Below are 26126 nucleotides of genomic sequence, written 5' to 3' on the forward strand. Positions count from 1 at the left end.
TGTCACATCCGCAACAGTGGTGCACTAAAACCACAGTTTCTCGCGGCGTCAATCAGTCTTCTGCAATTCCAAGGGCGTTGATCTTCGCACGCAACGTGTTCCGGTTCATGCCGAGGAGCTGGGCTGCCTTCACTTTATTGCCCGCAGTAACCGATAGAGCGAGCTTGATAAGCGGTCTCTCGACCTGATCGATAACGCGTGAATACACAGCCGAATCCTCGGAATCGCCACCCGCAATCAGGTCGCCCATCACGTAACGGTGGAGCAAGGTTTCAACATCCTTCTCGAGGCCTGCGCTGACACCCTTTTGCTCAGAGGCGCCGGCACGAAGTTCACGTTCCACATCGCGCAACGTAATCGCTTCGTCAGGGCTTAGAACGGCGAGGCGGAGAATCAGGTTCTCGAGTTCCCGCACATTTCCGGGCCAGTCATAGGCAGTCAGTAAATCAATGGCGGACTTGTCCAGGATCTTCGCGGAAAGCCCCTGGCGCTGGGCCCGAATGAGAAACGCCCGGGCAAGTTCCGGAATGTCTTCCTTGCGCAGCCGCAGGGGCGGCATGGTAAGACGCACGACATTGAGACGATAGTAGAGGTCTTCACGGAAGCGGCCCTCTTCCACGAGACGGCCAAGATTCCGCCGCGTAGACGCAATCAAACGCGCGCCGCTGGAATCGCGCAGCAGTTTGACCAGCTGTGTCTGAGCTTCCGCAGGCAGATCGCCGATCTCGTCCAGATAGAGCGTGCCGCCTTTCAGGTGGACCGCGCCGCCCTCCCCGCCTGTGCCAAAGAGTTCCTTGTTGATTTCGGCGGCCGGCAGGGCCGCCAGATCAAGCGCAACGAACTTTCCCGCTTTCGCAGCGCCCAGTTGGTGGATCGCGCGGGCCGCGAGTTCCTTACCTGTGCCGCTTTCGCCTTCAATCAGCACCGTCAGCTCGGTATTCATCACTTTGGCGATGATCCGATAGACCTCCTGCATGGCGTCAGACCGGCCGATGAGAGGCAGGCCCGCGTCACTGATAGCCTTTTGCGCTTCCGGATTGATGGCCCGGTTTGAAGACTTCGGCGCAGATTTCAGGGCGCGCTGCACAAGGCTGGACAGCATGTCGATATCAAAAGGCTTTGGCAGATAGTCAAACGCCCCATGCTCCGCAGCGGAAGCCGCCGTCAGGATTGTGTTTTGACCACTCATGACAATGAACGGCAGTTCGGGCCGGGCCAGTTTGAGGGATGGCAGAAGATCGAAGATCGACGTCTCACCAAGGTAGACGTCCGTTACAACGACATCGCCTTCCCCGTTGCGCACCCAGCGCTCAAGAGCGTCCGTCGAACTCGTCGCGCGGACATCATATCCGGCCGCCACCAGCGTCTGGTTTACAACCAGTCGAATGCTCGCATCGTCTTCAGCAAGAAGTACTGTCTTGTCAGCCATGCTCTGTTCCATCTCCAAGCGGCAGCAGCACTGTGAACCGGGTGGACCCCGGTTCGCTATCTACCCGTATTTGTCCGCCGTGCGCTGTCACGACTTCACTCACTATCGAGAGCCCAAGGCCTCGCGCACCTGATTTGGAACTCTGGAAGACATCAAAGATCGTCGCTTGCCGCTCACGCGGGATGCCCTTTCCATCGTCCTCGATTGTTATCAGCATTGCCCGGCGCAGGCCGGCGCCAAGGCGCGCTTGCTTCATGGCAAGCCCTGCTGCGTAGGCGGTGCGTATTGTTACATTGCCAGTTCCGCCATTCTCGACAGCCGCTTCAACAGCGTTCCGCATGATATTGTGGAAGGCCTGTTGCAGGTGATCTGAATCCCCAACAACGTCCGGCAAAGAAGGATCGAACACCCGCTGGAATGTGACCTTCGGACCATTCGCTGCCCGTTCTGCGGCGATAATCTTGTCGAGCAGCGCATGGATATTGAAAGGCTGCAACCGCGGCGCCGAAAACAGCTCGAACGCGGAGAGGCGATTGACCAGTCGCTCGATCCTGCGGGCTTCGTCCTTGATGATATCCAGCAGTTCACTTTGGTCAGCCTGGCCCTGGCGCTCGAGCAACTGAGCAGCGCCAATGATACCCGCCAGTGGGTTCTTGACCTCATGCCCGAGGATCCGGCCAAACCCGGCTGCGCCAGCCACAGAGTCACTGCTTTCGCGTGAAGGTGTTTCCGCGAGCGCCAGAACAAAGGCGCCGCGGTCTGCACTGCGAACCCGAATGTCGCAGATGATACGCGAATGCATGCCTGGGCCCGAAATCGGTGTGCCGGGTGCCATGATGTCGCCAGCTTGTCGCTGCGCGCGATCAATCAGCTCGAAGAGCGGAGAGTCATGGTAGATGACTTCGCTCAGTGGCCGTCCGGCCAGCGCCCGGCGGGACATTTTTAGGAGTGACTCAGCCGCCGGGTTGGCCTCAAGAATGCGGCGGCGCGCATCGATCAGGACGAGAGCGACGGGAGAGAGTTCACCCAGCATTGGCGGTCTCAGGGTTGCAAGTGATGCCATCGTTAAGCGGCCTCAAGCAGTTGGGGTTTCAGATAAAGTGTCTTCAGCGATTTAATCAGCTCAGCCGGATCGGCTATCTGGCAAAGAGCGGACCGAAGGGCCCTGCGGCGGTCGTCCGGCAAGGGCAGTTCAAGAGCGTCTATTGCAGCCGACACGTGCTTTCGAACAGTTCGGACGACCAGGGACCCGCCGTAGAGGTCAACTGAGTCTCTCACCTGCTCGGCGAGGCTATCGAACTGCTCGGCAAGATCCGGGCGCTTGTAGGGTTTTGCATCAAGGCCGGCCGCTATTTCAGCGGGAAGCCATGGCTTCCCCATTGCTGCACGCCCAATCATGACGCCGTGGGCACCCGATTGCGCAAGCGCATTGCGGGCATCTTCGAGTGAACTGATATCGCCATTCACAATGACGGGGACGGAGACTGCCTCGACAGTTGGTCTCACGGCGGCCCAGTTAGCTGCGCCTGTATAGAACTGGCAGCGGGTACGGCCATGTACCGCTATCATTCGAACGCCCAGATCCTCAGCAATACGGGCCAGTTCCGGGGCATTCAGGCTGTCATCATCCCACCCAAGGCGCATCTTGAGGGTTACGGGCGTTCCGTTCGCTCCCTCAAGCGCCGATTCGATGATACTTGTCGCAAGCGGGATATCCTGCATAAGAGCAGACCCGGACTGGCCTCCAGTCACTTGTTTGGATGGGCAACCCATATTGATATCAATGACATCAACACCAGCCTCACGCATCAAAGCGGAACCTGCAAGCATATCTACAGGACGGCGCGCTGCGAGCTGCACGATCCACTTGCCTGCCCCATCGTGGCGGCAGGTGCGACGAACCATATCCGGGCGGGCAGAGGCCAGCGTCTCGCTGGCCACCATTTCAGACACAACAGCTGGCGCACCGAACCGCACAGCCTGGCGCCGCATCGGCGCGTCCGTTGCGCCGGACATGGGCGCGAGCCAGACTTGGGGTGCCTTAAAAACAGTCATAAGGCTATTGTTCCGACTTTTCATTTCTTCGCAAGTGCACAAAAGACGCGCATCTGTACAAAAATTCATGTTCGGAAAGGCCTTTAATACGTTTTGGCAACCTCCCCGGGAAACCCGTTTATGTCACAGGTAGCCGCGATCATCGTTGCCGGTGGAAAGGGCATCCGCGCGGGTCGCGCAGGGCCGAAGCAATATGAATCCCTTCTCGGGCGAAAAGTGCTCGAATGGTCGATTGAAGCCTTCCTTCAACATCCCGATGTGGACCATTTGGTGGTCGTTTCCGGGACCGGTCAGGGTAAGTTCGGACCGTTCCCGGGCACTTCATGGGTGTCTGGTGGGGATTCCCGGACCCAATCGGTCCGCAACGGCCTTGCAGCGCTCGACTTGCCGCCGGAAACTCCCGTCCTTATCCATGATGCCGCCCGCCCCGGCCTTAGCCAGAGCATGATCAGCGCCCTCATCGCGGCACTCGAAACGGCAGATGCCGTTGCCCCCGCCCTCCCCGTTCCGGATGCCCTCAAAACCGAGCGGAATGGTAAACTTGAAACCGTGCCCCGCGAGGGCCTGTTTCGCGTCCAGACCCCTCAGGCCTTCCGGCTGGGCGCCATCCGCGCGGCGCTCGATGCATCCAATGGCGATCTGGTCGATGACCTTGCAGCCATGGAAGCCACGGGCGCGAAGGTTGAACTGATCCCTGGCGACGAGCGCCTGCACAAGATCACCTATCCGGAGGATTTCGACTTGGTGGCAAAACTGATGAGCCCAGCCGCTGCTGCACCACGCGTGGGCAAGGGATTCGATGTTCATGCGTTCGAGCCGGGAGATCATGTCACGCTGTGCGGTGTCGCCATCCCGCATAGTGCCAAGCTCAAGGGCCACTCAGATGCGGATGCCGCCTGGCACGCCCTGACGGACGCCATTCTGGGCGCTGTTGCGCTGGGAGATATCGGTGACCATTTCCCGCCTTCAGATGAGCGGTGGAAGAATGCCGATAGCGCCATCTTCCTGCAGGAGGCGATCCGGCTGGCTGGCGCTGAAGGTTATGCGGTTTCGAGCTGTGACATCACCGTGATCTGCGAAGCGCCGAAGGTGAAGCCGCACCGGGAGGCAATGCGCAGCCGTACAGCCGAACTGATGGGACTGCCGCTTTCGGCCGTCAGCGTGAAGGCGACGACGACGGAGGGATTGGGCTTTACCGGGCGACGCGAGGGAATAGCGGCAGAGGCCATCGCGGTGCTGGTGCCATCGAACCAGCCGCGCTAATCTCCGGCCATGTTTCCAGATCGTCTCCGAAATCTCGCCATGCTGATCCTTGATGATGCCGAACAGGCACGGCTCAAGATCTGCACGGCCGAAAGCTGCACGGGCGGCCTGCTCGCTGCCCTGTTCACCGACATTCCCGGCTCGTCCAGCGTCTTCGAGCGCGGGTTCGTGACGTATTCGAACCGCGCGAAGGAAGAAATGCTGGGCATTGCGGGTGATGTGCTGGCCGATTATGGCGCCGTGTCAGAGCCCGTAGCCCGGATGATGGCGGAAGGCGCGCTGGAAGCCAGCCGCGCCAATATTGCCGTTGCCATCACCGGCGTCGCCGGCCCGGGCGGCGGCACGCGGATGAAGCCGGTGGGCACGGTTCATATTGCCTGTGCCCGCGAGAACCGCGCCGTGGTTCACGAGATGATCCAGGTCGGCGAGATCAGTCGGCAGGATATCAGAATGGCCGCCGTGGAGACGGCGCTGAACCTCATACAGGTACAGATGCGCTAGGCGCTGCACCAAAACGCTTCTGCGCTTCGGCGAGGAATGCGCTCATGATGCGGTCCACAGCTATGTCGTGATTGGCAGCCGCCAGCATGGCAATGAGCACATTGCGAAACTCGTATTTGATTTCGAGAGCAATGTCGGAGCCACCCCGCTCCACGGGCGTAATCGTCCACTGCGCTCTCAAGGCCCGAAAGGGGCCTTTGATAAGGCTGGCAACGACTGTGCCGGCGGCCGGGTCTGCAACCACGCCAGTCGAAAAGCGCTCAACAAATCCCTTGAAGCCAACCACTGCATCGCCCTGGCAATGCGTGGCGCCGGTTTCATCAAGCCTGACATTGGAAACACGCATGGCCGTGATCCATTTGATGAAGTCGGGATACCGGCCAATATCCGATACGAGATCGAACGCCTGTGCCGGCGTATAGGGCACGCGGACCGATTTGGAGAAACGGGGCATCTTATGCCGTTTGGACTGCGAGCTTGGCTTCGCGCGCGGCGCGCATGCGGGCGAAGTCTTCACCGGCATGATAGCTCGACCGCGTCAGCGGGGTGGCCGACACCATCAGGAAGCCTTTGGCGCGGGCGATCTCTTCGAGCGCCTTGAACTCTTCCGGCGTCACAAACCGGTCAATGGCGGCATGCTTACGGGTCGGCTGGAGGTATTGGCCGATGGTGAGGAAGTCGACACCCGCAGAGCGCATGTCATCCATGACCTGCATGACCTCTTCCTTCGTCTCGCCGAGACCGACCATGAGGCCCGACTTGGTGAATTGCGACGGGTCGCGGTCTTTGACTTTCTGAAGCAGCCGAAGCGAATGGTAGTATCGCGCGCCGGGCCGGATCGAGAGGTAAAGGCGCGGGACGGTTTCGAGATTGTGATTGAACACGTCAGGCCGCGCGTCAATGACCCGGTTCTCCCAGCCATCCTTGCGCAGGAAGTCCGGCGTCAGGATCTCGATCGTCGTGCCCGGAGAGGCGGCCCGAATCGCGTTGATGACGTGGACGAAGTGCATCGCGCCGCCATCTTCAAGGTCATCCCGGTCCACTGACGTGATAACGACGTGCTCAAGGCCCATTTCGGCGACCGCTTCCCCTACGCGGCGCGGCTCATCTGCATCGAGGCCCGCAGGCGGTTTGCCGGTAGACACGTTGCAGAAGGAGCAGGCACGGGTGCAAACATCGCCCATGATCATCATGGTGGCGTGCTTCTTCTCCCAGCATTCGCCGATATTCGGACAGCCGGCTTCCTCACAAACCGTAATAAGGCCTTTGGACTTCACGATTTCACGCGTTTCGGCATAGCCGGCCGATGTCGGCGCCTTTACGCGAATCCAGTCCGGTTTGCGCAGGATAGGTGTGTCAGGGCGCGCCTGCTTTTCCGGATGCCGATGCTTGCGACCGGATGGGGTGAGATCAATAAGTGTTGCCATGGGCGGAAGATGGACGCGGCGACCCGATTCATCAAGGGAAATGCAGCGCAGGCTGCATATGCAAACTTGCATTATCGGTTGCGTCGAGGCCCTTACGTGACAAAATGTTACAAAAGTGAGTGCAACTCACGAAGTCAAAGGGCCCTTGTATGAATAGCGTGACGATACCTTCGCCAATCAGCTATCGGCCATCCCGTACACGAATCGACCTTTTCTCGGCATTGCTGCGCGCCAAAAGCGAATTTGGCGCTGACAAGGTCATCGTGGTCGACGGCGACGACCGGGAATTGACCTATAAAGAGATCGTTCGGGGTGCCTTCGGCCTCGGCGCTGCCCTCAAGAAGGGCACGTCGCGAGGCGAAGCTGTTGGCGTCATGCTGCCGACAGGCGCAGGCGCCGTTGTCGCCTTCTACGCCCTGACCGCCTATGGCCGCACGCCGGCCATGCTGAACTTCACAGCGGGGTCGGCCAACCTCAAAGCGGCCATGAAGGCCGCAGGAGTCAAACGGATCGTCACGGCGCATAAATTTGTCGAGCTGGGCGGGCTGGAAGCGCTGATCGCCGAACTCGGCAAGGTTGTCGAGATTGTCTACCTGGAAGATGTGCGGGAATCGCTCTCGCTGGCCGACAAGATCGCCGCCGCTGTCGGTCCGATTGTCCCTGCCCTGTTCCGGTCAAAGGCAGCCTACAAATCGCCGGGCGTTATCCTTTTCACGTCCGGCACTGAAGGCGAACCGAAGGGCGTTGTCCTCAGCCATGAAAATGTGATGGCGAATGTCGAGCAGGTGCGCGCGCATATTGGCCTCAGTCCCGATACGGACAAACTCTTCAATCCCCTGCCGACCTTTCACTGTTTCGGTCTGACAGTCGGGGCAATCCTGCCGATCGTGGCGGGCATACAGGTCATGTTCCACCCTTCCCCGCTGCAGCCGCGCGAGATCGTCAAGCGCATCCGTAGCAACGGCTCCACCATCCTGCTGGCGACGGATACATTCATTTCTCAATACGCGCGCATTGGCGCTGAGGGCGACATGGACTCGGTGCGCCTCGCTGTCTGCGGCGCTGAGCGCGTGAAGGACGAGACACGCGCGCTCGTGCGCCGGAAGTTCGAGATTGAAATCCTGGAAGGCTATGGCGCAACCGAGGCGTCGCCCGTCGTTGCGGCCAACCAGTGGGAAAACAACAAGCCCGGCACCGTCGGACAGCTTATGGCCAACATGGAGTCAAAGCTGGTGCCTGTGGACGGCATTGCCGATGGCGGCCGGCTGCAGATCCGTGGACCGAATATCATGCTGGGCTATTTGCGGCCGTCTCGCCCCGGTGTGCTGGAGCGCCCCGATGGAGGCTGGCACGATACGGGCGACGTCGTCTCGATCGATGAGGAAGGCTTCATTCGCATCATGGGGCGCGTGAAACGTTTCGCGAAGATCGGCGGCGAGATGGTTTCGCTTGCGGTGGTCGAGAACTGTGCCAGCGCCGTATGGCCTGACAATCTGCATGCGGCGGTGACGATGCCGGATCCGCGGAAGGGCGAACAGATCATCCTGCTCAGCGATGCCGAAGCCTGCAACCGCGAAGACATCATGGCCTGGGCGAAGAACCACGGCGTACCGGATTTCGCGGTGCCGCGGCGTGTATTCCATGTGAAGGACATAGCCGTCCTGGGAACGGGCAAGATCGATTATGCCGCCGTACAGAAGCAGGCTGACGACCTGATGGCCATCTAGGCCTCAGGCGGCTGCGCGGCTTTCGATCTCTTCCGGCTCGGCAAGGAACGCCTGGATCACGTCCGCTGTCTCTTTGGCCCGCGTAACGAGGAAAAGGTGACCGCCGCCTTCGACAACATGAAGCCGGGAATTTGGCAGCGCCACCTTCAGGATATGCCCGTTCGCGAGTGGTACGATTGAGTCCTTGTCACCCATCATGACCAGTGTCGGCATCCGCAGGAAGCGGATGAAGGGCAGGCTCGACCAGCCGATGAAGGCGAGCAGCTGGTAGATATACCCCTTTGGCTCGGGCGGCATGAGGTTGTGGATGTGGCCATCGGCGGCACCATCGGCCACGTCGCCATACAGCGTCGCGAAATTGTCCCGCATATAGTTCGGGTCCGTATAGCGGCGGGCGTCCACCATCTTGGACAGCGAGGCTGGTTTGCCCGGGATCATCGTCATGCCGGCGGTTGTGGCGCACAGGATGAGCTTGCCGACGCGGTTGCGATACTGGAAGGCAAACTGCTGGGCGAGCGCGCCACCCCATGAGACGCCCATGACGTCGACTTCATCAATATGGAACTGGTCCAGCAGCTTGCGGGCCCAGCGGGCCAGCATCCAGGGACGATAGGGCCATTGCGTAACCGGGCTTTTGCCGACGCCCGGGACGTCAAACGTAATGATATCCCGATCCGGGAACATGTCGCCAAGGGCGTGAGTCAGCTCAAGGTTGGCACCGATGCCGTTGAAAAACAGAAGCGGGCGGTTGCCAACATCGTTTTTTGCGGCCCAGAACGCCGTGCGCAGGATCACGCCATCGACGTCCTGCATGGTTATTCTCGGACGTGGTTCCGTTGCGGGCATGGGTGTTTTCCTTGGTCGTCTAGCGATAGGCGCGTCTTATTCGTCAAAGACGTATTTGCCCGGTGCCGCATAAAGTGGTGGGAAGGCTTCGTTGCCGCAAGCTTTTGGCGCAGTCTTGAGAGCGCCGGAGCGCTCTTTCAACCATGTGCCCCATAGCGGCCACCATGAGCCAGCATGCTCCTCAGCGGTCGCGGCCCACTCGTCGGCGGTTGGCTTGATCTCGGCATTGCGGAAATACTTGGCTTTGGGATTTCCCGGCGGGTTGATCAGGGACTGAAGGTGACCGCTGGAGGAAAGCACGAACTCGACATTTTCCGAGCCCAGCAAGGCGGGCGTGCGGTAGCAGGCTTTCCAGGGCGTAATATGGTCGGTGAGGCCAGCCACGACGAAAGCATCGCATTTGACCTTGGATAGGTCTGCCTTGTGGCCGGCAACATCGATTTCGCCCGGATGGTCGAAGGGCTGGGTCAGGCCGAGGTCCAGATAGTCCGAATGGAGCTGGGCCGGCAGGTTGGTTGTGTCATTGTTCCAGAAGAGCACGTTATAGGGCGGTGGATCCTCGCCCATGAGGTAATTATTGACGACATAATTCCAGATCAGGTCATTCGGACGCATCCACGCGAACATGCGGGCAAGGTCTTCACCCTTCAGGATGCCCTTGCGTTTGGAGTATTTGCGCGCGATCTCGAGACTGCCATCCGAGACGATCTGGCCAAGGTCGCTGTCATCCCTCTGGGGGTTCAGCACACAGACCATGAAGGTCAGTGCGTTTATGCGCTTGTCATCGGCCGCGGCCAGCAGACTGGCGAAGGTCGCCGTCGTGATTCCGCCGGAACAGGCACCCCCGACATTGATCTTGGGCGACTTCGTGATCTTCCGGATGACTTCGCTTGCCTGAACGAGACTGTCGACATAGTCCGACAAGCCCCAGTGGGCGTGCTTCTTGGTCGGATTGCGCCATGACACGATAAAGGGTTGCAGCTCCATCGCCAGCAGGAACTGTACGATGGAAGTCATCGGGGTCAGGTCATTGGCGTAGAACTTGTTGATCTGCGGCGGAATGATGAGGATTGGGGTCTTGTGAACCTTCTCTGTAGTCGGAGCGTACTGGATCAGCTCCAGCATCTCGTTCTTCCAGACAATCGACCCTTTCGACGTTGCAAGATTCTCGCCGACCTTGAAGGGGCGCTTGTCCACCTGGGACGGCATGCCTCCATTCTTCGTCAGGTCCGTGTAGAGGTGCTGCATACCCTTGAGCAGGGAAAGGCCACCGGAATCGACGACACGCTTCGTAGCCGCCGGATTGCCCAGCAGCGTATTGGTCGGCGCGAGTGCATCCGTGATCATTCCCATGACGAACTTGGCGCGCGCATGCTCAAGTTCGGTCATCTTGAGTTCGCCGACCCAGTCATTGAGATGTTCCTGGGTCGCGAGATAGGCCTGCATGCCCCGCTTGTAGAACGGGTTGTGCTCCCAAGCCGGATCCTGGAAGCGGCGATCCTTGCGGTCGGATTTGCGCTCCGACTTGCCCATGAGAATCTTGGCGTTCTCGGCGGTGATCTTGCCGGCGGTCTTGGCCGTTGTGACGGGATTGGTCATCGTGGAGCGCAGCATCATGGCAACAGCGCCCAGCAGTTCCTGCCGGTTGAAGCCGCCAGTCAGCGGATTAAGCGCCGTCGTGCTCTCGGCGGCATTCCGGGCAATTTCTTCCTGTGGTGTCGGCATTGCTTGTCTCCCCGTATGTGCCGGTCTTCCGCAGACACGAGGATCTACGGCGCCAGCTTAATTTGTTTCTCTTGCGATTGTGCAAAGATAGACTTGTAAAGTTTGAAAGAAAATTCGTTCCATAGTGATAATTGCGTGTCAAACTCCAAGTTGGACCATGAAAACACGCGATCGTATCCTTCAAGTGAGCCTCCTCCTCTTCAACGAGGAAGGAGAAGCGCCGCAAACGGCCGTCGATATTTCAAATGCACTCGATATTAGTCCAGGCAATCTTTACTATCATTTCAAGGGCAAGGACGCGATTATCCGTGCCCTGTTCGGTGCCTTTGAGGACGAGATGCGGGTCATCCTGCGCGGCTCAAAAGGCGGCGTAAACTCGATTGAGGACAATTGGGTCTATCTCTACATCATCCTCGAAGAGATCTACGATTTCCGCTTCTTTTATCGCGACCTTGGCCTGCTTCTGGAACGCTACCCGGATCTTGCGGTACGTTTCAGGGCGCTTGTCAGTGAGAAGCGTCAGACCATCACCCATGTGCTGGAAGCCTTGGCAGAGGGTGATATTCTTCGGCTGGATCCACGCCTCAAGACCGCACTGACAGACCAGATCATGATGACGGTGACGTTCTGGCTGGCAAATGACAGCATTGGCAACACGCACCATGATGGCCCCGCGCTGATCCACAAAACCGTGTTCCAGGTCATGTGCCTTATCGTGCCCTATATGGGAGAGGCAGGCTTCAGCGCGCTGACGCGCATGATAGACCATTATGAGGCAGTGATCGACTGATTGAAGAGCGACCTCCTTCTGAGATCGCCCTCCGTATCGTCAGCCCTACTTCTTCAGGGCCTTTGCCTGCTTCACCCAGTTGTCACGGGTAATGCGGCCACGCGCACCGATCTTTTCATCGAGCGCGGGGACTTCAGCTTTCGTAAGCGCAGCAATCTGGGCGAAGGACGTGATCCCTTCCTTTGCCAGCTTCTTCAAAAGAGCCGGACCGACACCCGTGATTTTCGACAGGTCATCGGAACCGATTGGTTTGGCTTCGGCCTTTGGTTTGGCGGCTTTAGGTGCAGCCTCTTTCGTCGACATCGCTTCCTTCACGGCCGCAGTGGTCTTTTTGGCCGCTTTCTTTGCTGTCTTTGCGACTTCGGCACCGGTTTCGCCGGCAACAGCCTCGATCTCTGCGGTCAGGCGGGCAAGGCGGGCCTTGAGGTTTGCATCGCTCGCAGCCGACTTCGCTTTGGAGGTCAGGTCGGAAACTTCGTCCTCAAGCTTGTCCAGCTTCTTGTGGATCTTCTCGCCCTTCGTGCCGAGGCCCTTGACGCCGAGCAGATCGCGCATGCGGTCCATGCGGGCTTCGAACTGGTCGCGCGCCTGCACCTGGAATTCACGGGCCGTTGCCGCAGCCTTGGCCATTTGCTGGCCGGCCTTGAGCACACGCTCGTCACCGCTGAGGCGGGCACGCACATCGCTTTCGATTTCCGTGCCGCGCTTGACGAGGTCTTCGAAAACCTCAGCCGATTGCGTGTTCAGGACATTCGCACCAGCCAGCGCGCTGTCATAGGCTTTGCCATAGGCGCCAACGCCCGCAAGCCATATCTTGTGCGCCATGTCGACGGAGTTCGCTTCGATGTTCTTGCCGATCTTTTCGGCTTTTGTGCGAGACTTGGATTTCTCTTTGGATTTCGACTTTGCCATGGTTTGGCTCCTTCGGGTTATCTGATGGGACCAGAAATAGGGAAGAAGTCTAGAAAGCGCATACTAATCGCTGCCGGGGTTGAAACCCGTCGGTGAATAGCGTGTATCTGCCCGTAGAAACCACGAGAGGAACATGGATATGAGCGCAGTTGATTACAGCATTGATGGCAAACCCTATGAGGGCTTCTTTCTGAAACCAGCAGGCAAGTCGAATGTCCCGGTCGTTGTCATCGCGCACGCCTGGGCGGGCCTCGCGGAAAACGAGCGCCAGAAGGCGCAGCTCGTTGTCGACAAGCTCGGCTATGCCGCCTTTGCCATGGATGTCTACGGCAAGGGGAAGCGCGGCACGACGATTGAGGAAAACCAGGCGCTTATGAACCCGCTAGCCGGTAATCGCGCCGAGCTTCAAAAGCGGCTCGCGGGTGGATTGGCCGCTGCGAAGCAGCAGGAAGGCGTCGATGCCAGCAAGGCAGCCGCCATCGGTTACTGTTTTGGCGGCCTCTCCGTGCTGGACATGGCGCGGGCCGGCATGGACGTCCTTGGCGTGTGTTCCTTCCACGGCCTGCTGGGCGCACCGGACAACATCTCTTCGCCGAAGATCTCGGCCAAGGTGCTGATCGAGCATGGCTGGCAGGACCCGATGGCAAAGCCGGATGATGTGCTCGCCATCGCCAAGGAGATGACCGAAGCGGGCGCTGACTGGCAGCTGCACGCGCACGGGAACTCCATGCATGCCTTTACCACACAGGGCGCGAACAATCCCGACATGGGCACGGTCTACAATGCCGACGCCGACCGGCGCAGCTTTGAGCATCTTGAGGATTTTCTGGCTGAACTCTTCTAGTCGCCGCGGAGGGCATAGCCGGCAGAGCGGACGGTGCGGATAGGATCCTCGCCGCCGCCCTGGCGGAGCGCCTTGCGCAGGCGGCCGACGTGAACGTCGACCGTGCGCGCTTCAACATAGACGTCAGAGCCCCAGACCGTATCGAGCAGCTGTTCGCGTGAGAAGACGCGTCCGGGATGCTGCATGAAATAATCAAGCAGGCGGAATTCCGTTGGGCCGAGATGGATTTCGCCTTCATTGCGCATGACGCGGTGAGCGACGCGATCAATGATGATGTCGCCGACGGTGATCTTGTCTTCCTTGAGACCCGGACGGATGCGGCGCAGGACCGCCCGCACGCGCGCCATCAGCTCGGTCGTCGAGAAGGGCTTGGTGACGTAATCATCCGCACCCGTATCGAGACCGCGAATTCGGTCGCTCTCTTCACCGCGCGCCGTCAGCATGATGATGGGCATATTCGGATTTGCGCCGCCATTGCGGATGCGGCGGCACACTTCAATGCCACTGACCTTGGGCAGCATCCAGTCAAGCAGGATCAGGTCCGGCGCGCGCTCGTCGATCATCATCAGCGCCTCTTCCCCGTCGGCGGCGACGGCGACATCATAATCCTCTTTCTTGAGGTTATAGAGCAGCAGTTCAGAGACGGCGCTCTCGTCTTCTGCGATGAGCACAAAGGGTTTCATGTTGTCGTCCTCGTTAGCGGCATCAGCCGTCTATCTGGGGTGTTTTGGGTCTGTCCGTTGACAGAAGGTATTCTCCCGTCGCCTGGAAATATACAAACTCGGCAATATTGGTGCAGTGGTCGCCGATGCGCTCAAGGTTCTTTGCCATGAACAACATGTGCGCCCCTGCCCCGATCGTGCGTGGGTCTTCAATCATGTAAGTCAGCATTTCCCGGAACAGGGAATTATAGTGCTGGTCGATATCGTCATCGCCTTCCCAGACCGCCTTGGCGGCTGAGGCATTGCCGGTCGCATAGGCGTCCAGCACCATGTTCAGCTGGCGCGATACGGGGCTCGCCATCCGGTAGATGCCCTTGCGCATGGACGGGCCAACGTTCTCATCAAGCCGCTGGGCGCGCTTGGCGATGTTCTTGGACAGGTCGCCCACGCGTTCCAGTTCGCCAACCACCTTGAGCGCCGAGAAGACGGCCCTCAGGTCGTGCGCCATGGGCTGGCGACGGGCGATAAGACTGACGATCTGACGCTCGACATCCGCTTCCAGCTTGTCGACCTGCGGGTCGCGCGCGACAACTTCACGGGCAAGTTCGACGTCATTCTTGTTCACGGCTGAACACGCATCGAGGATCATTGTCTCGACGATGCCGCCCATGCGCAGGATGTCTGCAGCAAGCTTGTCGAGTTCGTCCGTGAAGGCGGAAACAATATGATCAGACATGATTCAAATCCTAACCGAACCTGCCGGTGATATAGTCCTCGGTGCGACGCTCGCGAGGATTGGTGAAAATCTGGTCAGTCTCACCCATTTCGACGAGTTCACCGAGATGGAAGAAAGCGGTACGTTGGGAGACGCGCGCTGCCTGCTGCATGGAGTGCGTGACGATGACGATGCAGTAGCGCTTGCGCAGCTCGTCGATCAGTTCCTCGATACGTGCCGTGGCGACCGGATCCAGAGCGGAACAGGGCTCGTCCATCAGGATGACTTCAGGGCGAACGGCAATCGCGCGGGCGATACACAGGCGCTGCTGCTGTCCGCCGGAGAGACTGTTGCCAGGCGAAGAGAGCCGGTCTTTGACTTCTTCCCAGAGGCCGGCGCGCCGAAGGCTTTTCTCGACCATTTCATCCAGGTCTTCCCGCGTTTCGGCGAGGCCGTGAATGCGCGGACCGTAAGCGATATTGTCGAAGATCGACTTCGGAAACGGATTGGGCTTCTGGAACACCATGCCGACGCGGGAACGCAGAAGCACAGGGTCGATATCCGGGTCGTTGATGTTCTCGCCGTCCATGATGATCTCGCCCGTCACCTTGCAGGACTCGATCGTGTCATTCATGCGGTTCAGGCATCGCAGGAAGGTGGACTTGCCACAGCCAGACGGGCCGATCAAAGCGGTCACCGAACGGTCTGGAATGGGCAGGGAAATATCGAAGATGGCCTGCTTGTCGCCGTAGGAGACATTGATGTTCTTGCACTCGATCCGCGGATAAGTGAGGCCCTGTGTCTCGTCCATGCTTGTCCCTGCCGTCAGTGTTTCGCGGCTTTCAGTGATTGTGGTTTCCATTACCATCTCCGCTCGAACCGGCGTCGCAGGAATACGACAATACCATTCATCGTGATTAGGAACATGAGGAGGATGACGATCACCGCTGCCGTCATGGGCTCCCAGGCGCGCTCTGCATGCGTCGCCCAGCTATATACCAAAACCGGTAGGGCCGTCGATTCATCGGTTGGGCCGCCGGGCACATCCGCCACGAACGCCACCATGCCGATGAGCAGCAAGGGCGCGGTCTCGCCCAGCGCCCGCGCCATGCCGAGAATGGCGCCCGTAAAAATACCAGGCCCGGCGACAGGCAGCACATGGTGGAAAACCGATTGCATCTTGGAGGCCCCTACCCCCAGAGCAGCCGCCCGAATGGACGGCGGCACCGATTTGAGCGCGGCGCGCGATGCGATGATGATCGTTGGCAGGGTCAGCAGCGCCAGCACGAGACCGCCAACAAGCGGCGCTGAGCGGGGCAATCCGAAAAAGCCCAGGAACACGGCGGCGCCCAACAGGCCGAAGACAATAGATGGCACGGCGGCCAGATTGTTGATGTTGACCTCAATGATTTCGGTGAGCCGGTTTCGCGGCGCAAATTCTTCCAAGTAGACCGATGCGAAAATGCCCACGGGAATGGCGATGAATGCCGTGACGAGCATGGTCAGGAGTGACCCCACAATGGCCGCCAGTGCCCCTGCAAGTTCCGGGTAGGTGCTGTCCGTATGGGTAAGGAGGCTGAAGTGAGGAACGCGTGAAATACGCCCCATGTCCTTCAGAGCCAGCGTCCAGGCTATCTGGTCGTCTGAGACATTGCGCTGCGCTTCCGGCAAGGCGATGACACGCGCCAAGGGACGGGCGCCTTGGTAATCCGCGGCGCTTCCGGTGAGCAGATCCATTTCCAAGCTGTTGGCGCTCATGCTCACAACGCGGCCGGTCGCGGGACCTGACGTGACAAGAATGGAGCGGGCATCTACCGCATCGCCCACTTCTGCGCGCTGGGCAGAGATAAGCGATTGCAGGCCTTTGAAAGCATTTGGCCCTGAAAGCGTTACCCGTCCCGGTGCCGTCTCGGTCCCCTGCTCGACAGTGCCCAGCTTGAGCCGTGCTTCGGGCGACACTGCACCTTTGAGATACAGGTCCAGATCGTCATTGAGCGGCACCTTGATGGTCATCTCCTGACCGATTTGTGTCGGATTTGCCGCGACGGATTTCGCCACAGGCAGCACCGCCAGCCGTGTCAGAAGATCGCCGAGCTCACGCGTTTCAAGCCGGTTGCCCTGCACATCCGGAAACGTTTGCAACAGGTTGGACCGCAGCAGGTTGTAGAAACCGTCGATATTGCGCGCCACATCCGCTGGCTTGTCCTTGCCGGCAGGCGCGATCACGGCTGGGTCAAGGACAACGTCATAGCGCACGACATGATAGGTCGCCGCAGATATCGCCTGCGACAGGATCGAAACGATAAGCAGCGAAAGAGCGGCCAAAGCGAAGGCAATCGCAGACATGCCATAGAATCTGAAACGCGTATCGGCTGCCCGACGCTTCTTCAGGCGCTTCAACGCCTTTTCATTCCGGAAGGGGGCTGGGGCGGCGTCAGTCATATTTTTCACGATACTTCTGAACGACCCGAAGGGCGATAAGGTTGAAGAAGAGGGTAATCACGAACAGGACGAGCCCAAGGGCAAAGGCGGACAGCGTCTTCGGGCTGTCAAACTCTGTCTCGCCGGTCAGCAGTGAGACGATCTGGACTGTAATCGTCGTCAGGTCAGCGGTCGGGTCGGGCGAGATGCGCGCCCGCTGTCCCGCCGCCATCACCACAATCATGGTCTCACCGATTGCACGCGAGACAGCCAGCAGAAGGGACGCAATAATGCCCGGCAAAGCCGCCGGCAGGACGACATGCTTTACCGTCTCTGATTTCGTGGCGCCCATGGCGTACGCAGCATCGCGCAGCGTCTGCGGAACAGCATTGATCACATCGTCAGAGAGCGATGAAACAAAGGGGATGACCATGATGCCCATGACGAGCCCCGCCGCCAGCGCACTGGTAGGCTGTGCCGCCAGAAGCGGCTCTGCCGTAATGCCGGCAGACATCAGTGTCATGTTGATCCAGACAGCGACCGCCCGGATCGCTGGCGCGACCACAAGCAGAGCGAAGAACCCGTATACAACCGTCGGGATACCGGCGAGCACCTCAAGGACAGGCTTCACCCAGGCCCGAACGGTTGGCCCGGCATATTCTGAAAGGTAGATCGCCGCGAACAGGCCGACAGGCGCCGCGATGAGCATGGCGATCAAGGCGATCATGAACGTGCCGTAGAACAGCGGCAGGGCGCCAAACTCTGCACTTGTCTGCGCGTTCCAGCGCGTGCCAAAAAGGAAGTCCCAGAACGGGATCTCCGAGAAGAAGCGCAAGCTTTCGTAAAGCAGCGAGGCCACAATGCCGACAGTTGTGGCGATAGCGATGGCGGCACACAGGAACAGAAAGAGTTCTATACCGCCTTCCACCCGATTGCGTGCGCGGAAGCCGGGGGCCACCTTTCGGCGCGCCAGAAAAAAGCCGCACGCTGCGCTGGCAAGCGCCAGGGCGATGGCTGAAGCCTTCACCATGCCCTGCAATTCAAGGAATCGGTTGGCGATGGCCGAAAACACGCGGTCTGCGCCGCCATAGCCGTGGTCGAATGCCGCGCGCGCGATTGAGTCGAGATAAACGTCCAACTCGACAGATGGCATGTTCTGGAAATTGGCTGGCAGCTCACCCGCAAGCAAAGACCGGACTATCCCGTCGCCCAGCATGGCATAGGCCAGCGCAACGACCAGCGCCGGGACGAAGGTCCACATCGCCACATAATAACCGTGATAATTGGGCCGGGAATGAACGCGGACAGAGCCCGCAGCGCCATTGAATCTTTCTGCCTGAACACGGCCGACGAAAAAGCCGCCCGATGCCAGCATTGCAAGCAGTGCAAGCAAAAGCCAACCCATTGGCAAGTGACCGAGCTGTTGAACCATCGAGTCCGGATTCCCCGTTGATATGGCTTCCCTTAATGCTGCTCCGCGACAGTTATGTGACAATTGTGACAGGCATGACAGATGACCGCACATCTCTTGCACCTACCGGCCTGATCGGCCACATCTGGGACCATGAAACAGCGCACTGAATCTGAAGCGATATGGCATGGGACAACGATCCTCGCCGTTCGAAAATCCGGCAAGCTCGCCATGCTGAGCGACGGACAAGTCTCAATGGGTCAAACCATTATGAAGGGAAATGCACGTAAAGTGAGACGCATCGCAGGCGGCGACATTCTCGCCGGCTTTGCGGGCGCCACGGCAGATGCCTTCACGCTTTTCGAAAGGCTTGAGGCGAAGCTGGAACGCCACCCTGGCCAACTCCAAAGGGCGGCCGTCGAACTTGCGAAGGACTGGCGAACCGAAAAATACCTACAAAAACTTGAAGCCCTGCTGATCGTGGCCGACAAGGAGGTCACGCTCGTGATCACCGGAGCTGGCGATGTGCTCGAGCCCGAGCATAATGTCGTCGCCGTCGGGTCCGGGGGGAATTATGCATTGGCCGCCGCGCGCGGCCTGTATGATTATGAAGAGGATGCCGAAGTCATCGGTCGCAAGGCCATGCAGATCGCCGCTGATATTTGCGTCTACACAAACGCCAATTTCACGCTCGAAACGCTCGACCTTTAATCGCCTTCCCTTCTCGTCTGATGCAGGCCTGATGGCAAAGCAGTTCCGGAATCTCCAAATGCAAAACCTGACACCTCGTGAAATCGTTGCCGAGCTTGACCGGCACATTGTTGGCCAGACTGGCGCCAAACGCGCCGTGGCGATTGCCCTGCGCAACCGCTGGCGCCGCAAGCAGGCGCCTGAAGCGCTGCGAAACGAGATCACACCCAAGAATATCCTGATGATTGGTCCCACCGGCGTGGGCAAGACTGAAGTCTCACGTCGCCTGGCCAAGCTGGCCAATGCCCCATTCCTGAAGGTCGAAGCGACCAAGTTCACCGAAGTCGGTTATGTCGGGCGGGATGTCGAACAGATCATACGCGACCTAGTCGAGGCCTCCATCGGCATGATTCGCGAACAGAAACGGGCTGGCGTTGCGCAACAGGCCAAAGATGCCGCGGAGGAACGGCTTCTGGACGCCCTTGTGGGCGCCGAATCCCAGGCGTCCACGCGCGAAGCCTTCCGTCGCAAGCTGCGGGCTGGTGAACTCGACGACAAGCCAGTGGACATCGACTTCACCGATTCCGGCAACGCCATGCAGATGCTGGATATTCCGGGGCAAGGCGGCTCCATGGGCATGATCAACCTGTCGGACATGCTGGGCAAGGCCATGGGTGGCGGCCGGACCAAGCGCGTTCGCACGACCGTGAAGGAGGCCCACCAGCCCCTTCTGGAGGAAGAAGCCGACCGTTTGCTCGACGAAGACGCCATCATCCGCGAGGCTGTGAAAGCCGTTGAAGAAGATGGCATCGTTTTCCTCGATGAAATTGACAAGGTGGCTGCCCGCAAGGACCGGGGCGGCGCCGACGTTAGCCGTGAAGGCGTCCAACGCGACCTCCTTCCGCTGATCGAAGGCACGACCGTCTCCACCAAGCGTGGCGCAGTGAAGACAGACCATATCCTTTTCATTGCGTCGGGGGCTTTCCATGTCTCCAAGCCATCAGACCTGCTGCCGGAATTGCAGGGCCGTCTGCCCATTCGCGTGGAACTGGAACCGCTCTCCCGCAACGACCTGCGGCGCATCCTGGTCGAGCCCGAGGCGAGCCTTGTGCGCCAGTATGAAGCGCTCATGGCAGCGGAGAATGTGACTCTTGTTTTTGAGGACGCCGCGATTGACCGTCTTGCGGATCTGGCGGAGGCCGTGAACAGCACGGTTGAGAATATCGGTGCCCGACGCCTGCAGACAGTGCTGGAGCGGCTTCTTGATGAGATCAGTTTCGACGCACCTGACAAGTCCGGCGAAACCATCACGATCACGGCGGACTATGTGAACGAACGCGTCGCCAGCCTCGCAGGCAATGCTGACCTCTCCAAGTTCATTCTGTAAAAGAGGCGATCAGCTCGTGCTGGCCCGCCGCACAGGCAAATGCTTCTTGCCCCAGTCGCGCAATGTCATCAGCGCCGGGGCAAGCTCCTGCCCCTTCTCGGTGAGAATATAGTCGTAACGCTTGGGCGCCTCTGAATACGGATTGCGAACAAGAATGCCCGCTTCCACAAGGCGCTTCAGCCGGTCGGCCAATATATGCCGGGTCATCCCGCTTGATTCCGCAAACTGTTCGAACCGCGAGAGGCCAAGGAGGCAGTCCCTCAAAATGAGAAGCGTCCAACGGTCGCCCAGCACCGATAGAGTCCGTGCGACCGGGCACCAGTTATCAGAGAGCTCAGACCATTTCATGCGGGATACCCCGTGCCGTTTCCTAGCAAGTTCCGAAACAGCACTATAAGCTGATTCGTTATGGCTGGGCTTCGGGATGTAACGGGCTCTCGTTTCGACCTAAAGCTTGATACCTGCTGCTTCAGCGAGACCCGCAAGCGGAACTTCCGGGCGCGGGCCGAAGTGGCTGATGACTTCAGCGGCAGCTATGTGGCCAAGCCTTGCGCACGTCGCCAAGGGCAGGCCTCGGGCATAGCCGAACAGGAACCCCGCCGCGTACTGGTCACCGGCCCCTGTTGTATCGACCACTTTCGCGACAGGTTCAGCTGCAACCGCGAGCGGCTCGCCTTCACCGATCACAACGGAGCCTTTTTCGCTGCGCGTCACGGCGGCGATCGCCGTATCCGCTTGAAGTCGCGCAATCGCCTCATCGAAGTCGCGCGTCTGGTAAAGCGACAGAAGCTCTTCCTCATTGGCGAAGAGGATGTCGACATGTCCCTGGACCAGATGCAGGAAGCTTTCGCGATGGCGGTCAACGCAAAAGCTGTCTGAAAGCGTCAGGGCGACGAGGCGGCCCGCGGACTTGGCGATTTCGGACGCATGGATGAAGGCCGCCTTGGCATCGTCCTTATCGAACAGATAGCCTTCGAGATAGAGAATGCGGCCCTGGCGAACAACCTCTTCATCGACATCCTCTTTGGAGAAGAGAACCGAAGCGCCAAGGAATGTGTTCATGCTGCGCGCGCCGTCTTCGGTGACGAAGATGATACACCGAGCCGTTGCCGGGCCGCTCTCGAGGGGATGTGTGGCAAAAGGCACGCCCGTCCGGGTCATTTCTTCGCGGAACTGCCGGCCCAGATCATCATTGGCTGTCTTGCCGATATAGGCAGCGCTGCCGCCGAAGCTTGATACGCCCGCTATCGTGTTCGCGCCGCTACCACCTGACGTGATGATCGGGTTCCTCGCTTGTACCGTAAGTTCCTCTGCGCGAGGCTCCTCGATCAGCGTCATGGCATCTTTCTGGATGCCCCAGGATTCCAAGAACGCGTCATCTGCGCTGGAAAGGACATCAACGATCGCATTGCCGAGACCGACAACATCAAAACGGGTGGAAGTCATATGTACATAGCCTTGAAAACCAGTCCGCCGATTGCCAGACATGCGCGCTGGACGCAACTGCGCGCCATGCTAAACCGCTCGCCATGAAAATCGCTTACATTGCCTCGCAGGTCACCCTTCCAGACTCGCCCGTTCGTCGTACTGATGCGTTCGAGCATGACTACATGATGCGTTCGCTCGTGCCGGCTTTCGCCGAAAAGGGCATGTCCGTTGTCGATGTCGCCTGGGACGATCCGGAAGCCGACTGGGGGTCTTTCGGCGCTGCCATCATCGGCACGACGTGGGACTATTGGGACCGGATCGATGCGTTCCTCGACACCCTCGAGGCCATTGGAAAGCGCACACGCCTGTTCAACTCGGCAGACATGGTGCGCTGGAACAGCCGCAAGACCTATCTGAAGGACCTCGAATCGAAAGGCGCGCGCCTTATCCCCACCCTCTGGATGGAGAGGGTAACGCCTGAAGCTGCGTCCAGTGCGTTTGACGCGCTTGGCAGTGACGACCTCGTCTTCAAGCGCCAGATCGGCGCCGGGGCCCGGGACCAGTTCCGGCTGAAGCGCGGCGAGGCAATTCCGGCGGTTTCACACCCGATGATGGTCCAGCCTTTCCTGAACATGATCCAGGTCGAAGGCGAGATCAGCTTCATCTTCATCGACGGTGATTTCAGTCATGCACTCATCAAGCGTGCGGCCAATGGTGACTACAGGATCCAATCCGAATACGGCGGCCGGGAAGAACCGATTGTCCCATCCCTGCAGGACCTGGCGGCCGCACAGGCCATAATGGGCACGCTTGACCAGGCGCCCCTCTACGGCCGTGTCGATATGCTGCGCGCGGAAGATGGCCAACTGCTTCTCATGGAGCTGGAACTGATCGAGCCCTATCTCTACCCCATTGAAGGCCCTGAACTCGGCAAGCGAATGGCGGCGGCGGTTGCACGGCAACTGCAAATCGCCTCATAAGATCCAAGTGATGTGCTGTGCCCGATGATAAGGGCACGCCGCGCAGCGTGCAATTTTGCGCCGGGGACACAATGAGCCATGATCAGATTTGCCTTGTCAGCAACAGCCGCATCGCTTCTCGCCGGCACATGTTCAGCTCAGATCGAAAGTGAGGACGGCCTCTATCTGGGATTTCGCGGCTATGGCGCAATCAGCGATCAGAACAATCTCATCTTCGCCGCCAGTCGCGAATTTGGTGCCTCGGTCGGATACCGGTTTTCCGACGTCTGGCGTGTGGAGACTGAATACTCGCGCCGATGGGCCAAGATACAGGGCCTGAACGGGGCCAAAACGGTCCGGGGAGACTTTGATGCCCACACGCTCGGCCTGCATCTGTTTCGTGACTTTCGGCCTGGCAAGAAGCTCAGGCCCTTTGTCGGCGTCGGGGTTGGTGGCGGTATTCTCGACTTCGACTTCAAAGGTCCTGCCGATATCAATCCCGACTTCATCGTCGTCGGAAACGACACGAACATCAGCACCTACGGCAACGTCTTCCTAGGCTCGACCTACCACATCAATTCACAACTGCGGTTCGGAGGCGGTTTCGAGTATTTTTCGTTTACCGACCAGGCCGTGGAATCCAATATTGGCGACATCGACGGAATCAATCGGAGCTACAATTTCTTCGTGTCGTTACGCTGGCGCCCGGACTTCTAATACAGGCCCCTACTTCCCGAAGCCGTAGACGAGCGCCACTTTCAAGGCCGTGTCGGTATCCTCAAATCCATCAGCCGGATTCGTGTCGTAACGCACATTGAAGGACATGCGCGCGGAGAAGGATTTGGAAACCGAAGCCGTCAGTGCAATGCTGTTCTCGATCTGGGTAGAGGTCTCGCCGTACAAGATGTCAGTCTCGTCTGCGAGTTTCACATTTTCGTTGAACTGGTAGCCGAATTCGGAGCGCGCCACAGCGCCCACGGACGTAACGGTTTCTGCTGGCGTAACGCTGATCGCCCCGGTTGAGTCCGTCACAACAGTGCGCTTGATCTCGTCAATCTTGACACCCGGACCCCCGCGCACGGTCCAGCTTCTCTTCTCACCGTCCAGAATGTGGTAGCCAAGACCGCCACCAACGAAGGTGCGGCTATCGAAGCCGGTGAACTGATCGACTTCATAAGAGGCGCGACCGAAGCTGAACAGTTTTTCGTTAAGCAGACGATCGACATCGCCTGAGAAGAAGTAACGATTGCGGCTTTCGACGCCATCCTGCTCGCCATATTCACCGTCCGCGACCAGTTCGACCTTCCACAAACCTGCCTTGCGCGCGACATCAATACCCAGGCCCAGGTCGGTCGTTTCCGTATTGCCGGTCGTATAGCCCGCATTGAAGGCACCCTCCCCACTCCAGCCATCTTTTTCCTGTGCGTGAGCCGGCGCAACGGCCACGAGGGCAGCGCCGACAGAAGCAAGGATGAATGAGGACTGTTTCAGTGGACGCATTGCGAGGACTCCTGGATTGATCGGATCAGTTCTGGCGGCAAATTCAGACCATCGACTCACGGAACAATGGCCACTTCATGGCGCGTATACCTTCAGAATAATCTGCGACAACCCTGCCTAAACAGGCGGCATTTAACGACGCGGACCAAGGCGGGAGACAGTCGCAGGGTCGGGCGTTTTGGGCTTGTGCCGACACAGATCCGCAATCGCGCAGTGCCAGCATTCTGGCGTTTGCGCCTTGCAGACATATCGCCCGTGCAGAATGAGCCAGTGATGGGCTCCGTGCTTGTACTCATCCGGTGTGGCGCGTTCCAGGCCGGCCTCCACCTGCTCAGGCGTCTTGCCGGGCGCGAGACCCGTTCTGTTGGCCACACGAAAGACATGCGTATCCACGGCAATCGTCGGCACGCCAAAGGCCTCGTTCAAGACCACATTGGCCGTCTTGCGCCCCACCCCCGGCAAGCGCTCCAGCTCATCGCGCGTATCGGGCACTACACCGCCATATCCATCCAGCAGCATCTGGCTCAGCGCGATGACATTCTTGGCTTTGTTGCGCCAAAGCCCGATGGTACGAATATATTCCGCCACACCCTCTTCGCCCAGAGCCAGCATCTTTTCGGGCGTATCGGCCACAGCGAAAAGCTTGGCTGTGGCCTTGTTTACGCCGACATCGGTCGCCTGTGCAGACAGAGCGACGGCGACAACCAGTGTATAGGGGCTTGTGAAGTTCAGTTCCGTGCGCGGTTCCGGCCGGTCTTCAGCGAGCGCCGCATACAGTGCATGCGCCTTTTCCCGTCCGAACGTACGGGGAGCCCGCTTTTTCCGGGGCTTGGGCTTTGAGGGTGCGTCATTTGGCATGCAGGACTGTCTAAGTCGCACTTTGCAGCATGCAAGGCCGTGCTAGATATTCCTGCATGAGCGAGATCGAAGAAGTCGTTTATCTGGATGCGGTCCTGACCCCGAACCGGTCACTCAGCCCGCGCGGCTTTGCCATCATCATGAGTGTCGTCGGCGTGGCGAGTTTCATCAGCGGCATGGCTTTTCTCTCGATGGGCGCCTTCCCCGTCGTTGGATTCTTCGGGCTGGATGCCCTGGCGATCTATCTGGCCTTTCGATGGTCCTTCCGGCGTCAGCGTGAAGAGACCCGCATAACGATTACCGCGAAGTCGGTGCGTCTGTTTCATCGCAAGGCCGACGGCTCCGAGAGACACGTTGAGCTGCCTTCAGCCTTTGCCAGGGTTGAGTTGGATGAGCCGGTCGAATCGACCAGCTGGCTGCGAATCGAGCACGGGCGGACAGCCTATGTGATCGGTCGCTTCCTGACGCTGCCGGAGCGCAAATCGCTATTGCTCGCTGTCCGGGCAGCGCTTATCCGCGCCCGTAGTGAACGGTATCTGGCCTGAATTCGGGTTACCAAAAATAAATGACGCCTGC

Annotated in this window: 27 protein-coding genes; 10 read left to right on the plus strand and 17 right to left on the minus strand. The window is 59.2% G+C overall.

Annotated elements, in window-relative coordinates; translation table 11 throughout:
* Positions 1-52: 52 nt before the first annotated feature.
* The 3 genes from HY30_RS16150 to HY30_RS16160 are packed head-to-tail and all read right to left on the minus strand — an operon-like array spanning position 53 to position 3484.
* Positions 53-1429 (minus strand): sigma-54-dependent Fis family transcriptional regulator, encoded by a 1377-nt coding sequence (locus HY30_RS16150; protein ID WP_051615588.1) that lies wholly within the window; start codon positions 1427-1429, stop codon positions 53-55.
* Positions 1422-2492 carry a two-component system sensor histidine kinase NtrB gene (locus HY30_RS16155; RefSeq protein WP_034743082.1) on the minus strand — a complete coding sequence of 357 codons (1071 nt, stop codon included), beginning with the start codon at positions 2490-2492 and terminating at the stop codon, positions 1422-1424. Before HY30_RS16155 ends, HY30_RS16150 begins: the two co-directional genes overlap by 8 nt.
* Before the next feature lie 2 nt (positions 2493-2494).
* Complete coding sequence (locus HY30_RS16160; RefSeq protein ID WP_034743085.1) at positions 2495-3484, minus strand: tRNA dihydrouridine synthase; 990 nt, start codon at positions 3482-3484, stop codon at positions 2495-2497.
* Positions 3485-3604: 120 nt separating this feature from the next.
* Between HY30_RS16160 and HY30_RS16165 the strand changes: the two genes are divergently transcribed.
* Positions 3605-4747, plus strand: coding sequence for a bifunctional 2-C-methyl-D-erythritol 4-phosphate cytidylyltransferase/2-C-methyl-D-erythritol 2,4-cyclodiphosphate synthase (locus HY30_RS16165; protein WP_034743087.1), 1143 nt, complete (start codon positions 3605-3607; stop codon positions 4745-4747).
* A 9-nt stretch (positions 4748-4756) separates the two neighbouring features.
* On the plus strand, positions 4757-5248 hold the full coding sequence (locus HY30_RS16170) for a CinA family protein (protein ID WP_034743090.1): 492 nt from the start codon (positions 4757-4759) through the stop codon (positions 5246-5248).
* Here HY30_RS16170 and HY30_RS16175 read toward each other — a convergent pair.
* Both HY30_RS16175 and lipA read right to left on the minus strand, forming a co-directional pair.
* Positions 5226-5702, minus strand: coding sequence for a type II toxin-antitoxin system RatA family toxin (locus HY30_RS16175; protein WP_034743093.1), 477 nt, complete (start codon positions 5700-5702; stop codon positions 5226-5228). The genes HY30_RS16170 and HY30_RS16175 overlap by 23 nt on opposite strands.
* A gap of 1 nt (position 5703) precedes the next feature.
* Positions 5704-6675 (minus strand): lipoyl synthase, encoded by a 972-nt coding sequence (gene lipA / locus HY30_RS16180; protein ID WP_034743096.1) that lies wholly within the window; start codon positions 6673-6675, stop codon positions 5704-5706.
* 149 nt (positions 6676-6824) lie between these two features.
* Between lipA and HY30_RS16185 the strand changes: the two genes are divergently transcribed.
* Positions 6825-8402 (plus strand): AMP-binding protein, encoded by a 1578-nt coding sequence (locus tag HY30_RS16185; protein WP_081812314.1) that lies wholly within the window; start codon positions 6825-6827, stop codon positions 8400-8402.
* Between the two features lie 3 nt (positions 8403-8405).
* Here the strand turns inward: HY30_RS16185 and HY30_RS16190 are convergent, their stop codons facing one another.
* Both HY30_RS16190 and HY30_RS16195 read right to left on the minus strand, forming a co-directional pair.
* Positions 8406-9248 (minus strand): alpha/beta fold hydrolase, encoded by an 843-nt coding sequence (locus HY30_RS16190; RefSeq protein WP_034743099.1) that lies wholly within the window; start codon positions 9246-9248, stop codon positions 8406-8408.
* Between the two features lie 36 nt (positions 9249-9284).
* A complete protein-coding gene (locus HY30_RS16195) occupies positions 9285-10973 on the minus strand; it encodes an alpha/beta fold hydrolase (RefSeq protein WP_034743103.1) in 1689 nt (562 codons plus the stop codon).
* Positions 10974-11130: 157 nt separating this feature from the next.
* Between HY30_RS16195 and HY30_RS16200 the strand changes: the two genes are divergently transcribed.
* Positions 11131-11763: a TetR/AcrR family transcriptional regulator gene (locus HY30_RS16200; RefSeq protein WP_081812315.1), complete on the plus strand. Its 633-nt coding sequence runs from the start codon at positions 11131-11133 to the stop codon at positions 11761-11763.
* A 45-nt stretch (positions 11764-11808) separates the two neighbouring features.
* Here the strand turns inward: HY30_RS16200 and HY30_RS20385 are convergent, their stop codons facing one another.
* Positions 11809-12675: a phasin family protein gene (locus HY30_RS20385; protein WP_051615592.1), complete on the minus strand. Its 867-nt coding sequence runs from the start codon at positions 12673-12675 to the stop codon at positions 11809-11811.
* Between the two features lie 139 nt (positions 12676-12814).
* On the opposite strand from HY30_RS20385, the gene HY30_RS16210 reads away from it, so the two are divergent.
* Positions 12815-13519, plus strand: a complete 705-nt coding sequence (locus HY30_RS16210) for a dienelactone hydrolase family protein (protein ID WP_034743106.1) — start codon at positions 12815-12817, stop codon at positions 13517-13519.
* Here the strand turns inward: HY30_RS16210 and phoB are convergent.
* The 5 genes from phoB to pstC are packed head-to-tail and all read right to left on the minus strand — an operon-like array spanning position 13516 to position 18722.
* Entirely contained in the window at positions 13516-14202 is a 687-nt protein-coding gene (phoB, locus tag HY30_RS16215; protein WP_034743109.1) for a phosphate regulon transcriptional regulator PhoB, read from the minus strand. The two genes, HY30_RS16210 and phoB, sit on opposite strands and share 4 nt — an antisense overlap.
* A 22-nt stretch (positions 14203-14224) precedes the next feature.
* Positions 14225-14917, minus strand: a complete 693-nt coding sequence (gene phoU / locus HY30_RS16220) for a phosphate signaling complex protein PhoU (RefSeq protein ID WP_034743112.1) — start codon at positions 14915-14917, stop codon at positions 14225-14227.
* A 10-nt stretch (positions 14918-14927) separates the two neighbouring features.
* Positions 14928-15707 carry a phosphate ABC transporter ATP-binding protein PstB gene (pstB, locus tag HY30_RS16225; protein WP_034743346.1) on the minus strand — a complete coding sequence of 260 codons (780 nt, stop codon included), beginning with the start codon at positions 15705-15707 and terminating at the stop codon, positions 14928-14930.
* A gap of 50 nt (positions 15708-15757) precedes the next feature.
* The gene (gene pstA / locus HY30_RS16230) at positions 15758-17338 is read right to left on the minus strand and encodes a phosphate ABC transporter permease PstA (protein ID WP_034743115.1); all 1581 of its coding nucleotides are present in this window, start codon (positions 17336-17338) and stop codon (positions 15758-15760) included.
* Positions 17331-18722: a phosphate ABC transporter permease subunit PstC gene (pstC, locus tag HY30_RS16235; protein ID WP_034743118.1), complete on the minus strand. Its 1392-nt coding sequence runs from the start codon at positions 18720-18722 to the stop codon at positions 17331-17333. The genes pstA and pstC overlap by 8 nt, the downstream gene beginning before the upstream one ends.
* A 159-nt stretch (positions 18723-18881) precedes the next feature.
* On the opposite strand from pstC, the gene hslV reads away from it, so the two are divergent.
* Positions 18882-19439 carry an ATP-dependent protease subunit HslV gene (gene hslV, locus HY30_RS16240; protein WP_034743122.1) on the plus strand — a complete coding sequence of 186 codons (558 nt, stop codon included), beginning with the start codon at positions 18882-18884 and terminating at the stop codon, positions 19437-19439.
* 58 nt (positions 19440-19497) lie between these two features.
* Positions 19498-20805: an ATP-dependent protease ATPase subunit HslU gene (gene hslU, locus HY30_RS16245; protein WP_034743349.1), complete on the plus strand. Its 1308-nt coding sequence runs from the start codon at positions 19498-19500 to the stop codon at positions 20803-20805.
* 9 nt (positions 20806-20814) lie between these two features.
* Here the strand turns inward: hslU and HY30_RS16250 are convergent, their stop codons facing one another.
* Positions 20815-21153 (minus strand): winged helix-turn-helix transcriptional regulator, encoded by a 339-nt coding sequence (locus HY30_RS16250; protein WP_034743125.1) that lies wholly within the window; start codon positions 21151-21153, stop codon positions 20815-20817.
* 99 nt (positions 21154-21252) lie between these two features.
* On the minus strand, positions 21253-22251 hold the full coding sequence (locus HY30_RS16255) for an adenosine kinase (protein WP_034743127.1): 999 nt from the start codon (positions 22249-22251) through the stop codon (positions 21253-21255).
* Positions 22252-22334: 83 nt separating this feature from the next.
* Here HY30_RS16255 and HY30_RS16260 point away from each other — a divergent pair, with 83 nt between their 5' ends.
* On the plus strand, positions 22335-23213 hold the full coding sequence (locus tag HY30_RS16260; protein WP_034743130.1) for an ATP-grasp domain-containing protein: 879 nt from the start codon (positions 22335-22337) through the stop codon (positions 23211-23213).
* 78 nt (positions 23214-23291) lie between these two features.
* Complete coding sequence (locus tag HY30_RS16265; protein WP_034743133.1) at positions 23292-23909, plus strand: outer membrane beta-barrel protein; 618 nt, start codon at positions 23292-23294, stop codon at positions 23907-23909.
* 9 nt (positions 23910-23918) lie between these two features.
* On the opposite strand, the gene HY30_RS16270 is transcribed toward HY30_RS16265, so the two are convergent.
* Positions 23919-24692 carry a DUF481 domain-containing protein gene (locus HY30_RS16270; RefSeq protein ID WP_034743136.1) on the minus strand — a complete coding sequence of 258 codons (774 nt, stop codon included), beginning with the start codon at positions 24690-24692 and terminating at the stop codon, positions 23919-23921.
* 132 nt (positions 24693-24824) lie between these two features.
* Positions 24825-25550, minus strand: coding sequence for an endonuclease III (gene nth / locus HY30_RS16275; RefSeq protein ID WP_081812318.1), 726 nt, complete (start codon positions 25548-25550; stop codon positions 24825-24827).
* A gap of 56 nt (positions 25551-25606) precedes the next feature.
* On the opposite strand from nth, the gene HY30_RS16280 reads away from it, so the two are divergent.
* The gene (locus HY30_RS16280; protein WP_051615593.1) at positions 25607-26095 is read left to right on the plus strand and encodes a DUF2244 domain-containing protein; all 489 of its coding nucleotides are present in this window, start codon (positions 25607-25609) and stop codon (positions 26093-26095) included.
* Positions 26096-26126: the final 31 nt, after the last annotated feature.

Origin of the sequence: Hyphomonas chukchiensis, from assembly GCF_000682695.1 — a bacterium.
GTDB lineage: Bacteria > Pseudomonadota > Alphaproteobacteria > Caulobacterales > Hyphomonadaceae > Hyphomonas > Hyphomonas chukchiensis.